Source organism: Pseudoselenomonas caprae (genome assembly GCF_008271345.1).
Classification (GTDB): Bacteria; Bacillota; Negativicutes; order Selenomonadales; family Selenomonadaceae; genus Selenomonas_A; species Selenomonas_A caprae.
Window position 1 is genome coordinate 22,544 of the sequence record NZ_VTOZ01000033.1, and the last position, 12,773, is coordinate 35,316.

At 42.3% G+C, this 12,773-nt stretch carries 14 protein-coding genes and 1 pseudogene; all 15 read right to left on the reverse strand.

Going from position 1 to position 12,773, the window contains the following annotated elements; genetic code table 11:
• Positions 1 to 114: 114 nt before the first annotated feature.
• Positions 115 to 1,302 (reverse strand): pyridoxal phosphate-dependent aminotransferase, encoded by a 1,188-nt coding sequence (locus FZ041_RS12630; RefSeq protein WP_075443063.1) that lies wholly within the window; start codon positions 1,300 to 1,302, stop codon positions 115 to 117.
• 194 nt (positions 1,303 to 1,496) lie between these two features.
• Entirely contained in the window at positions 1,497 to 2,039 is a 543-nt protein-coding gene (locus FZ041_RS12635) for a DUF1266 domain-containing protein (RefSeq protein ID WP_149189824.1), read from the reverse strand.
• A gap of 18 nt (positions 2,040 to 2,057) precedes the next feature.
• Entirely contained in the window at positions 2,058 to 3,728 is a 1,671-nt protein-coding gene (locus FZ041_RS12640) for a tetratricopeptide repeat protein (protein ID WP_149189825.1), read from the reverse strand.
• Between the two features lie 123 nt (positions 3,729 to 3,851).
• Positions 3,852 to 4,301, reverse strand: a complete 450-nt coding sequence (locus FZ041_RS12645) for an SMI1/KNR4 family protein (protein ID WP_149189826.1) — start codon at positions 4,299 to 4,301, stop codon at positions 3,852 to 3,854.
• A gap of 196 nt (positions 4,302 to 4,497) precedes the next feature.
• Positions 4,498 to 4,968 carry an SMI1/KNR4 family protein gene (locus FZ041_RS12650; RefSeq protein WP_149189827.1) on the reverse strand — a complete coding sequence of 157 codons (471 nt, stop codon included), beginning with the start codon at positions 4,966 to 4,968 and terminating at the stop codon, positions 4,498 to 4,500.
• A 154-nt stretch (positions 4,969 to 5,122) separates the two neighbouring features.
• A pseudogene (locus FZ041_RS14985) lies at positions 5,123 to 5,323 on the reverse strand (CbrC family protein); the annotation flags it as partial.
• A 636-nt stretch (positions 5,324 to 5,959) separates the two neighbouring features.
• Positions 5,960 to 6,493, reverse strand: coding sequence for an SMI1/KNR4 family protein (locus FZ041_RS12660; protein ID WP_149189829.1), 534 nt, complete (start codon positions 6,491 to 6,493; stop codon positions 5,960 to 5,962).
• Between the two features lie 126 nt (positions 6,494 to 6,619).
• Entirely contained in the window at positions 6,620 to 6,757 is a 138-nt protein-coding gene (locus tag FZ041_RS14990; protein WP_149189830.1) for a glycohydrolase toxin TNT-related protein, read from the reverse strand.
• A gap of 10 nt (positions 6,758 to 6,767) precedes the next feature.
• A complete protein-coding gene (locus FZ041_RS12670) occupies positions 6,768 to 7,091 on the reverse strand; it encodes a hypothetical protein (protein ID WP_149189831.1) in 324 nt (107 codons plus the stop codon).
• Positions 7,092 to 7,591: 500 nt separating this feature from the next.
• Complete coding sequence (locus tag FZ041_RS12675; protein WP_149189832.1) at positions 7,592 to 7,882, reverse strand: hypothetical protein; 291 nt, start codon at positions 7,880 to 7,882, stop codon at positions 7,592 to 7,594.
• A gap of 44 nt (positions 7,883 to 7,926) precedes the next feature.
• Entirely contained in the window at positions 7,927 to 8,520 is a 594-nt protein-coding gene (locus FZ041_RS12680) for an RHS repeat domain-containing protein (RefSeq protein ID WP_149189833.1), read from the reverse strand.
• Positions 8,521 to 8,540: 20 nt separating this feature from the next.
• Positions 8,541 to 8,909 (reverse strand): hypothetical protein, encoded by a 369-nt coding sequence (locus tag FZ041_RS12685; RefSeq protein ID WP_149189834.1) that lies wholly within the window; start codon positions 8,907 to 8,909, stop codon positions 8,541 to 8,543.
• Between the two features lie 15 nt (positions 8,910 to 8,924).
• Positions 8,925 to 11,114 (reverse strand): RHS repeat domain-containing protein, encoded by a 2,190-nt coding sequence (locus tag FZ041_RS12690; RefSeq protein ID WP_187626382.1) that lies wholly within the window; start codon positions 11,112 to 11,114, stop codon positions 8,925 to 8,927.
• A 126-nt stretch (positions 11,115 to 11,240) separates the two neighbouring features.
• Positions 11,241 to 11,735 carry an SMI1/KNR4 family protein gene (locus FZ041_RS12695; RefSeq protein ID WP_149189836.1) on the reverse strand — a complete coding sequence of 165 codons (495 nt, stop codon included), beginning with the start codon at positions 11,733 to 11,735 and terminating at the stop codon, positions 11,241 to 11,243.
• A 14-nt stretch (positions 11,736 to 11,749) separates the two neighbouring features.
• Positions 11,750 to 12,773 (reverse strand): RHS repeat-associated core domain-containing protein (locus tag FZ041_RS14875; protein ID WP_255449411.1); only part of this gene is annotated, 1,024 nt, incomplete at its 5' end.

Below are 12,773 nucleotides of genomic sequence, written 5' to 3' on the forward strand. Positions count from 1 at the left end.
CATGTGTATTCGCCTCGAAAAGTCAAAATCCTGTTAATACACGGCAAATATATTTTTAATTCGCAAAGAAAATGACCCGTCAAAATCTGACGGGTCAACCTGTATCCAAACAGTTTACTTCTTGTATTCGTCTGCCAGCTTCTTGAACAAAGGCAGCGATTTTTCAATGGTTTCGGTCTTGATGCAGTACGCGGCGCGGAAATAGCCTGGGCAGCCGAAATCTGTCCCCGGCACGAGCAGCAAGTCATACTTTTTCGCCCGCTCACAGAATGCGTAGTCATCCTCCTCCAGGCATTTCGGGAAAAGATAGAATGCGCCCTGGGGTTTGACGCATTCAAAGCCCGCATCTTTTAACCCCTGATAGAGCAGTTGACCGTTCTTGACATAGGTAGAAATATCCGATGGCATATCGGCACAGCGGCCAATGACCAGCTGCCAGAGGGACGGCGCATTGACATGCGTGAGCACGCGGGCCGCACCCGCAATCGAACCGTATACCTTGCCAAAATCAGCCACCTCATCGGGCACGACGATATAGCCGATACGTTCGCCCGGCAGCGAGAACGACTTGCTGTACGAATAGCAGACCAGCGTATTGTCATAGAACTTCGGCACATAGGGAACCGTATAGCCCTCAAAGGCAATCTCACGGTACGGCTCATCGGAAATGATAAAAATGGGATGATGGAATTCCTCTTCCTTGCGGCGCAGGATATCCGCAAGCTTTTGGATCGTTTCCTCTGAATACACAGCACCACTCGGGTTATTGGGCGAGTTGACGATGACCGCCTTCGTATGATTCGTCACAAGCTTCTCAAACGCCGCAAAATCAATCTGCCAATCAGCAGGCTGTGCTGGCACGACTACGAGCTTGCCCCCCACCGACTCGACAAACGCACGATACTCAGGGAAAAATGGCGCAAAGGTTATGAACTCGTCTTCCGGCTGCGCCAATGCCTTGAAGCAAATCGTTATTGCCGCAGCGGCTCCTGCCGTCATAAAGAAATTCTTCGCCGCAAAATTCGTACCGAAGCGCTTATTGACACTCTTGGCCAATGCCGCGCGCGTCTGCGGTGCGCCCGGCGCCACCGTATAGCCATGCACCGCACTCGGCTCCATATTCGTCAGCACATCGACAGCTGCCGCCTTGATGAACTCCGGCGTCGGCACATTCGGATTGCCCAAGCTGAAATCATAGACATTCTCCTCGCCGACCTCAGCCGCCCGCTTACGGCCAAACTCAAAGATCGTACGGATTGTCGACTTCTTCGTCCCAAGTTCATACATTTTCTGATTGATCATAACGATTACCTCACCCCATGTAAACAATATATCTCTTCCAGAGAAACACTGTTTACAGTTTAGCACAAAATCTAGTCAAAATCTACCATTGCCCGCATTTAGCTGGCATCATCGAGCGAACCCATGCTTCAAAACTGCTTGGGTTCCTTAATATTTGATAAGCCTTTTTATATCGCACATATATTAGATTAAGTTTACCAGGTCTTTTTTAGTTCCATGTCAAACGGCACCGCTTTATAAAGGGAATCCGAGGAGTTCCTTAGTTGTTCAAAGGCTGCCTCACTTGCTCTCAGTCTTTTGGAATTGCCTTCAAAGGTTTTCAGATAGCGAAGATAGGCTGTCCCCATTTTTTCCCAGCTGCTGGTACATTTTTGAATGCGCTGGCCAGCAGTGACAGACACATTCAACGCTTCTCGCAAAGTCAGGTAATCCGCTAAATATCCGATAGTTGCCAGTTCGATGGCCTTTGACATGTCCCAAACTGAGTTAGGAGACAAACTTCCCAAACTCATAATCTGATCAATCAGCTGAAGGCGTGAGCCTGCCTCATGCTTTTCAAGTAGATAACATCTACCCTTTCTCTGCTTCAGTGCATCATCTTTATGACAGTCCCATCCATTGACAGCCTTGACTATAGCTTGTTCTGCTTCTATCCACCTTATCAGCTTAGAATCCACATCTGAAATAGTAAGACTATCCGGTGGTGGACAGATTTCCTGCTGTATTTGCTCTTCCATAATTTCTATCACATCCCCTTAGAACAATTCACTCCACTCACTGCCCCGATACATATCTTCCTTTTCTTTTATGGCCGGTTCATATCCTGCCTTGATCAGGGCATCCATCTCTTGGCCATACTGATAGATTCTGCCATGCGCTTTATAATAATGGGCCAGTTCCAGCCAACCAGGGAAGTATTTGTCGTATTTGGTTTCCACCAGCAAACTTTCTATCCGGCTGGAATTTTTCCCAGGATTCTGAGCCATGAAGACTTGCGCTAGCAAGAGACGTGCCTCATTTTGCCAATCGTTTTCCTCGGATAATACCTTTCGCAAACAGGCTATTGCTTTCGGTATATCCTGCCACGTTCCATCTTCGCCTCTGCAGCTGCTTGCCATCACATACAAAGCCTCATAGTCTCCAAGATCTGCACCTTTTTTGTAACAGGTCATGGCTTTTTCTGTGTTGGTAAGAGTACCTAGTCCACTACGATAACAGTTCCCAAGTTTTGTCCAAGCAGCAGCAACCCCCATCTTGGCGGCTTTTTCAAAATACTGCACAGCTAGTGGGCCATCTTCCAAGCAACCCAAATAATAGCAGGCATCTTTTACATCATCATGCGCTTCCGTTTTTATGGCCCGCAAAAACCACTGCCTAGCAGCATCCTTTTCCCCTTTTTCCTGATGATAACACCCCAAGCGAACCATAGCCTTTCCACAGTCCATATTGGCAGCCTGTCTAAATGCCGTCACCATTTCTTCTAGGGCATCACGATTTTTACAAACTTCCGCCTTATCCAGATACCGTTGCCACTTTACATATCGCACTGCCCGGTCATCATTCTGCCAGCCCTCTGAAGAAATGTCTGTCTTTCCCTCAAACCAAGCCCGCAAAAGGCATAAAACCTGTTCCCTTGAAGGTTCCCTGCGCAAAGCACCTTTGCCGTTCAGCATAGCATGGAGTTCATAATATTCTTCCGTCTGACGAACAGAGAGATAATCCTCATCATGGTATAGCTCTATGACTTTATAGGTGTCTTCCATTATTTCCAGTGCGGCTCGGAATTCTTCTGCATCATAGCGGTCAAAGGTAATAGCCATGCCATTCTGCAGCCACAGCTTTAACCTCCAGTCAGCATCCGAATCGTCGAGCGGCGACATTTCCTCTGGATTGTAATTCATCTTTATACCCTGAGCTCGGGCACGTTCCATGAAAGTTTTAGCAAACTGCCGCCGTTCTCTTTTCTCCAGCCGTTTACCTGTCAGTATATCAATACCGCCACGCAAATAAGCCATCCCCAAAAGATATGCTGCCAAGCCTTCTCCATTGCCATCGCCTTCGGTATATTCTTCCATTTCTGCAACAGCTGTCTCTTTTTCATCAGCCCAATAATCCCAAAAATCCAATTCCTCCGTAGGGTAGAGGCCACGTCTTGCGAGAATCGCCAACAAACCTACCGGACTACCTTCTGACAGACTCTTTTTCAGACAGTGTTCGGCTTCTGCCATATCCGTCCCTACGTTGCCATTTTCCCCTATCCAAGGCTTTCCTAAATAGGTCAGGGACAATAGTGCCCAGGATTCTGCATCTCCGTCGTCCGCTGCCCTGCGCAGCATAGCCTGCCCCTTCTCACAACTTTTAGAATCATTATGCTTCCAAATCAAATCTACAGCTTCCTGCACTATCGGCTGAAATTTATCGTCCATACTTTCCCTTTCTCACCTTAACAAATCCAATAGTTCTACAACGACAGCCGCTCCCAACATCATTTCGACAGATAGCCTTTTCTATCGCTTGTATATATAGCAGTACATAACATACACACAATACTACTTTAAAATTTTCCAATTCTCCTCTCCATCACATATTCTACTTAAAAAGAATTCCGAAAAATCATCAGCCTCAAATATAACATCTTCATCAACAGCCCAATTGACCACAGGACATTCTCCATCCTTCATTTTTGACGTTTGTAAGCAATATTGGTATTCACCAGCATCTTCTATTATTACAAAATCGCTTGGCATATCATCTTCCCTATAAGATTTGGTCAATTCAACGACCGTAGGTGGTATACCATAATCACATCCAACAATTTCTACACCAAAGAGTCCACCACTTCCATAGTTTCTTAAAAAGCACTTATAACTATCCGGAAATGTCACTCCTAATTCATTCTCAATATCTGTAATTCTTTTTACATCCACCCCTCCTGTAAATGACACATGATTCTCATTAATATATTCACTTATCATTTTTTGCCAATCATATTTTTTCAATTCCTCTTCATCCCCAACATTTTGAATTCCCCCATACCGTCAGCTATAGCAGCGGTCAATTGACTGTTCGGCGCATATTCATAGCTGTTGCTCAAGTCGCCTACCTTGCGCTCGATAAGACTGAGATACTCATTTATTGTTCATTTCCAAAATATCTATTCTAAATTTTTACCTCCTCAAAACTACTAATATTCAACTATAAATTCTCCTCTGCATCACTTAATTCTAAAATAAATGATTCAAAAAATTTTCTTCCATAATAATGCACTTTTTTATCTACATAGCTCCATGATATAGTTTCACCAAACCTTTCTGAGCTCGGATCAGCATCTATACAATTTACATATTCGTCACAATTTTCATATACTATATATCTATTTGGCAATCCATACTGCCTATATTCCTTTGTTATATCAACAATACTCGGATAAGGCATCGCTGTGACACCAAATATCGTTACTCCTAATACAGAACATCCGCCATACTCCTTCAGAAAAAGCTTATAGTCTACTGGAAAAACAACGCCCAAATCATTTTCCATCTGTTTTATATCATCATTTTGTATTCCTCCAGCAACAAATAGTATTTCATCGACATTGCGCTCAATAAATTCTTTCACTTCTGCTAGCTTCTTGTATCTTATTTTAAAATTTTCATCATTTGACAATTTCTATCCTCCATTTTTTAGACTCTCACTTCTGCGCCAGCAGTTTATCCGGCGTAGCGATACGTCTTGCTCGCATCGCCGCTCGTCGCAATCTTCGTCTGCCAGCCTGCCTGCGCTGTCGTATTGATATTTGCTGCCAATCTACATCCACCCACAGATGATATTTTCCACAGTATATACACTGAAATAAATAACCGCGCACATCCCAATCTCGATGCAGGTATTTCCGCACAAAGTCAAGCGGATGCGAATTCTTGCACTGTACATATTCCTGAAACAATTCCTCTTTGCAGCCTAATTCGTCAAGTTCGTTGATATCATCCACATAGCGCCAAAACTGACAATAATCATCACAACAAGCAAGCCACTACACATCCTAAATGGATAGTTCCCACGAAGGCTTTTCCAACTCTATTTGTTCATAATTAATTCCATTCGCCAAATCATAAGAAATCATTTCTACTTTTTCCATAACAATTTACCTCTTATCACTTCAACCTAAATGGATTAAGAACCGGTTTTATTTGTGGATTAAACGCTATCACCTTATACTTTCCGTATACGTCGGATATTCGGCCTGCTGTAAGCAATTCAGGCTGTCATAGGTGTAAAGCGTCTTTTACCCGGCGTTGCTACGGTAAGGCTCGTTATGTTTTTGTCTGCATCATAGGCAATGTCCTGCCACATGCTGTTGACATGGGTTATCTTTTGGATGGCGCCATCGGCATCGCGGTCAAATTTGACTATTGACTGGTCAACTTCATTGCGTATATCAACTACAAATTTGACAAGTCAAATTTGTAGTTGGCCGTTCGGCGCATATTCGTAGCTATTGCGCAGGTCGCCTGCCTTGAAGCACTGTCGATTACCGTCTCGGCTGTCATGCGGTCGACGATATCATACTCGCGCTGGATCTTGCTGCCATCGGTGAGCTGAATCTCTATGCTGTTGCTATCGGCATCGTAGATGTAGCCCTACATTTTTATTCAGGCTATTCAATGTTCATAAATGTAAGAGATTTTGCTCCTTGCCATGTATCAGGCAACACTTCACATTGAACATCACCTGTAATCACTCCCACTATAAAATCAGTCAATGACATTTCATACTCATAATAGTTTGTCGATCTACCATCATACACAACTATTCTCCAGAAATCAGGATTATCACCTGTTTTTAGCCAATAAAAATCATCCCCATTATCTGTCCCTCCAAATGGTAGCAATCCCCAATTTTCAGGATATACTTTAAATGGAAAATCATCTGGAAATTCATCATGAGATATCTTATAGGCCTCTATAACTTCTTCCGCACATTCAAAAAAATTTATATTTTCATTTTCTCCCCAAGGCGTATATATCCACAAAAAACCATCAATAGCGCCACCTCCATAAAAATCAACGAACGCGATATAATCCTTTGGAAAAAACACATTATGTTGTTCCTGCAATTTATCCCATTCTTTTTCACTATGTTTTATAACCTCTATTTTTCTCTGTAAGCACTCATAAATTTCCTTATTCATATCATCATTCCGTTCTGTTCATTATCTTCTTATATTTGAAATTATTTAGCCAAAAGATGACCTCTAACATCATTGTGATATTCATCAATAAACAACAATCCTTTCCAAGTGTCCACTCTTAACTAACTATCCAACTGAACTTGATAAACCAAGCTGCCCCCCTCCCGGTTTATTAAACCAAGGTACAATTTCCCCACCTATAGCATCAATAGGCTTAGCAATTCTATAAATAGTATACGGTTTAGTAGATGCACTTGGGAACATTGCTCGACTTTCAAATGGTATTCATAAAATAGCTATATGCGCTTTCCTCAATTTCTCCACATTCGTTTAATAAATTCCCTTCTTCATCATACAATTTATATGTAACTTGTTTATTTCCCAACGAACACGCACCATCCAAGCCTAACAACAAAGTATAATAACTCTCTTTCAGCACTGTATCGACCAAATTAAATAAATCATCCTTACTTACACCTGTTTGAACTAACTTTTTTATTATATCACCAACTTCAGATTTAGATTTATCATCAAAATATTCTTCTAAAACCATTCTCTGTTCTTCCTTGCAAAGCTTTACAAATTCCTCTCCTGTCATAATCTACCACCTCAGCACTTTCCTTTATATTCATTTTCTCATCTCGGGGTATTTTAATTTATTCATATTTATTAATACTCTTAATTCACCATTCGGTATATCAGGGTATACTCTACGCACCTCTTTAATATCACGAGCCAATAATTGTCTAGCAGAAGATATTCCTTTCGTACTCCTGTCCAGTACACCTTTATCTGCTTTTATAGTATATCCCAACTTAGGAACATTAATTGCAGATGCATACTTTACTTTTCATATGTGACCTCAATTTGTATGCGGTAAATCCTGTTGATTTTGACTTTCTTCTATTATCATACAGGTAAATCCACGATGCTTGCAATTGGAGGTCACTACATATTATCTAAGTGATTCACCTTGTCAACTCAGTAGTTTATTTTTGCTCCGTGATATCTGTCTGACCGATCTTACAGCCCAGTTCGTCGCAGGTATAATCAATTATTTTTCTTATGATCTTTTGGGTATTTATTCTACAATTAAAGTTATCTTTTCCGAATATATTCACTGTACAAATCTTCTACATAACCCATTTTTGATAACAGAGGATTATCCCAATCGCTATACGAGTCCAAATACGCACGTACACCTCCATATATATACATTATTTTTTCATTTTCTCTTTTTTCTTTAATTATTTCATAAGCCTTTTTATACCGAATATATATGAGATTCAATATTCCGCTTTCCAACCTAACAGTAGAATATCGTTCTTCCACATCTCTCAATACTTCAGATATCCCATCAAGCATAATTTTTCTATTTTTTTCATTCATTAGTGCTCTCCATTTTTCATGCAAACCATATGATAAAAATATTATCATATGGCGCCATCGGCATCGCGGTCAAATTTGACAATTGACTGGTCAGCTTCGTTGCATATAACCACTAAGTGATTTGACTTGTCAAATCGGTAGTTGACTTTTCGGCCCGTGATGTCTGTCTGACTGGTCTTGCGGCCCAGTTCGTCGTAGGTATAGGCCAATAGCGTCCTGCCACTGGCTTTCTTGGCGGTCAGCAGGCCGTCTTTGTCGTAAGTGTAGCGGTAGTCCATGTCACCAGCGATGGCCGCTATAAGCTGGCCGTTCGGCGCATATTCATAGCTGTTGCACAGGTCGCCTGCCTTGCGCTCAACAAGACTGCCGTAGACATTCCACTGGTACTCATTCGTTATACCATTTCGGTCTTGGAATTGGATTAGTTTTCCGTCGGCAGTGAAAAGATACTGCTCCTGACTGCCATCTGGATAGGTTATGGCTTTCAGCTGGTTGTTGTCATCGTATGCATAGATGCGTTTGTTGCCATTGCCATCAACGGCCTCGGTGATGTTGCCCGCAAAATCATAGGTATAGCAGGTCGTCGCCCACCACTTGCGATTACGCTTGGGATTGCGTTTTTCTGCCTCTTTCGACATATATTCGTACTATTGTACAGTTAAGATATTTCTTCCTTATTAAAAATTTTTTCATAATCTAAACCTTTTAAATCTGTATCTATTTTCTTCCCTCTTCTATACTCAAAAATGACATCATCATTAGCGTAATAGAATAATAAAACTACTATTTTCTCCCTTGGAACCGAAGCCAACATTTCTATTTTTCCTTGTCCCCAATGTGCAGGTAACATTTGTTTTTCTAAGGATTGTATTAAATTGCTTAACGTCTCATCATTTTCTATCATTCTTATCAAATCATCTGGAAAAACCTTGTTTTTATCCCCCAAGCAAATCTTGCATTTCAATGTATTATTTACAATAACACAGTAAGGTATCTGTTCTTTACTCATAATGTCTTGTATCGTCATAATAATATTCCTCCATTATTTTTTAGGGCCTGGATCAAACCAAACATCTTCCTCTTCATCCTTAACTAAGCGTTTCCCTTTTTCTTTCCAATGATCGCTTATCTCTTTTTTTCTTAATTGATTTCCTTTGGGTTCCGAATTAAAAATAGATTTTCCTGGATGTCTATTGGGAGTTCCAGCCGTGTGCTGATTTCCTTTTGGATGACCGGGGCCAGGTATTTCATCAATAACTCCACCATCTCTTACAGGAATTTGATGTCTATGATGAGGTGCCAAATGAGTTCTTGCTGAATTTCCCTGCAAAAATTCTTCTCTTTCTTCCGAAGAAAACGGTCCTTTCTCAAAAATAGGTTCTCTTGACATATCCGGGTCTCTCGGGCTCATTTTATGCCCTTCTGGTATTTTTACTTCTTCCCCCTTCCAATTCCTTACAACCTTATCATTCTTTACAGGATCTTTTAGCCCATCACAACTATACCCACTCGGATCATAATAATCCACAGGGTCATTCGCACAATAGGCATAGAGATTCAGCCCGTCGCCGTGGTATTCGTCTTCCTGCGTGAATCGGGCAATTGCTGGATTATAGAATCTTGTGCGCAGGTAGTATTGCTGGGTTAGCGGGTCTAGCTGCTGGCCGGTGTATTGGTAGCGGTTTGGTATTTGTTCTTCCGCTTCTATTGTATTACCGAAGGCATCGTAGGTGTATCGATTTTTTACTTTTCCTTCTGCATCCGTGAGGAAGATGGTACTTCCCTGTTCATCGCTGGCATAGTGATACCAAGTTTTCTCTGGTTCGGATTCTCTGGCCCAAAGGTCACTGGAGCGGATTAATCTTGTGATGTTGCCTTCTGTTTCTTCCGCGATTACTTCCTTGTTTTCGTTGAAGATAAACTGTACGAGCTTGCCGTTTTCTTCCATTTCGTAACGGAGGCCTTCGGCATCGTAGCGGTTTATTTGCGTTATGCCCGCTTTCGTCGTTACTTTGCTGGTTCTGCGGAAGGCATCGTATTCGTAGGTGTTGCTGCTATCTTGGAGCAGATTTCCTGCGTTATCGTAGCGATAGGTTTCCACTTGACCGTTGACTTTTCGCTTTGTCAGACGATTATTGACATCGTAGATATACTGCTCTTCGATATCCTTGGCCGTCCGAGTCAGACGGTTGCCGGCGTTATCGTAGGTGAATTGTTCCGTATAGGTCGGATATTCGGCCTGTGCCAGACGGTTTAAGCTGTCGTAGGTGTACAACGTTTTGCCCGCCAGCTCACTTTTCTCGATGCGCTGGCCGTTGCCGTCGTAGCGGTAGGTGTTCTGCGCCAAAATCTTATCGGGCGTGGCCACGGTCAGGCTGGTGATGTTTTTATCCGCGTCATAGGCAATATCCTGCCACATGCCGTTGGCGTGGGTTATCTTTTGGATGGCACCATCGGCATCGCGGGTAAATTTGACAATTGACTGGTCAAGTTCGTTGCATATGTCAACGAGTTGATTTGACTTGTCAAATCGGTAGCTGACTTGCCGGCCTGTGATGTCAGTCTGGCTTATCTTGCGGCCCAGCTCATCGTAGGTATAGGCCAAAAGCGTTTTGCCGCTGGCTTTCTTATTGAGCAGCAGGCCGTCTCGGTCGTAGGTGTAGCGGTAGTCCATGCCGCCTGCGATGGCCGCTATAAGCTGCCCATTCGGTGCATATTCATAGCTATTGCGCAGATTGCCTGCCTTGCGCTCGATAAGACTGCCGTAGACATTCCACTGGTACTCATTCGTTATACCATTTCGGTCTTGGAATTGGATTAGTTTCCCGTCGGCAGTGAAAAGATACTGCTCCTGACTGCCATCCGGATAGGTTATGGTCTTTAGCTGGTTGTTGTCATCGTATGCATAGCTGCGTTTATTGCCATTACCATCCACGGCTTCGGTGATGTTGCCTGCAAAATCATAGGCGTAGTTTTCTTTACTACCATCAGCTTTGCGGATTTCCGTGATGCGGCCCCAGCTGTCGAGGACGTAGCTCGTTTCATTGCCGTTGCCATCAACGATGCCTGTGACATTGCCCTGGGCATCGTAGTGATAGACCTGGCTGGCACCGCCGTTGGTGGCGAGTCTTGCCTGCCAGCCTGCGGCGGTGTATTCGTAGGCCGAGCCACTGCCGCCAGCGGTCTCCACCTTGATGCGGCGGCCCGCGCAATCATAGGCGACGGGTAACACGCATTCAAAAAGGCCATAATTCGTTTCTCTTCTTATGGCCTCTGGATGGTTCTACTATTCTACTTATTGTTTATTACATTGTTCGTAATAATTATTAATTACTTCACGTCATACCTCTGTCCTCCTTCACAAAAGCTCCTCATAAAAGTCTAATTTTTTTTCCATTTTCATTATAAACTCTTTTAAAGAATATGCTAAAACAATAGGCTCATACTCTGGATAAGCAACTATAGGACATATTCCATCTTTATCCATTTGTGATAAATCCAAGCTAAAATACACATCATCACCTAAGCTAAAAAAAACCATTGTTGTGTTCATATTCACTTCGTCACGATATGAACACGTTTCAAAATAATCTTCTCCTAATATAAAATTCACCACATCTTCAGGTTGCATTATTTCATCATGATTATCATGATTAAATATACAAAGTGACCCTGCTCCTATTTGAAGATAAAAATCACGCAATTCACCTGGGAATTTTCTATTCATCCGTTTCTCTTCCGCTTCAATCTTCTCTTCATTTTGTTGCAAAAAACGATGTTTATATTCCGGATTATAATTATCATATCCATACTCATTATAAGAACATTTTTTCAACCACGAAAAGTCATTCATAATATACCTCCACTTTATCCTTTTGGAAACAACTTTTTGTAAAAACCATCTTTTCTATGTATACCACCTTGATGCTCAACAGGTCTCCCAGCAGGTATCATATTCCACCACTCATTAGGGCCTCCATATGCCCTTGGAATAATATGATGCAAATCATATGCTTCCCCTGCGATTCTATTTCTATATTTAGGATTAGAATTTATTTGTTCCTGTGTATATACTGGATAATCAATTCCGTTTTTCTCCGCCCATTTATTCCTTAAGTGTTTTTTATTTTTATTAAACTCTGCATCTATCTTATTTTTTACTGCTTTATCTATCGGCTGAGAAACATCATGATCTTTTAAATATTTTTCCAATAATTCTTTTTGTTCTTTACTAATTTTTCGATTCGTACACTTCTCAATATCATTTAAGTATGCCTCCCAATCTTTTCTAGATATCCCGCCTATCGTTTCTCCCACAGGATTTTTATAGTATCCACTCGGATCATAATAATCCACAGGGTCATTCGCGCAGTAAGCATAAAGATTCAGCCCGTCGCCGTGGTACTCATCTTCCTGTGTGAATCTGGCAATTGCTGGATTATAGAATCTTGCACGCAGGTAGTATTGCTGAGTTAGCGGGTCTAGCTGCTGGCCCGTGTACTGGTATCGATTGGGAATCTGTTCTTCCGATTCTATTGTATTACCAAACGCGTCGTAGGTGTAGCGATTTTTTACTTCGCCTTCTGCGTCTGTGATGAAGATGGTACTTCCCTGTTCATCGCTGGCATAGTGATACCAAATTTTCTCCGGTTCGGATTCTCTTGCCCAAAGGTCACTGGAGCGGATTAATCTTGTGATATTTCCATCCTCTTTTTCCGCGATTACTTCCTTGTTCTCGTTGAAGATGAACTGCACGAGCTTGCCGTTTTCTTCCATTTCGCAGCGCAGGCCTTCGGCATCGTAGCGGTTTATTTGCGTTAGGCCCGCTTTCGTGGTCACTTTGCTCGTTCTGCGGAAGGCGTCGTATTCGTAGGTGTTGTTGCCATCACTT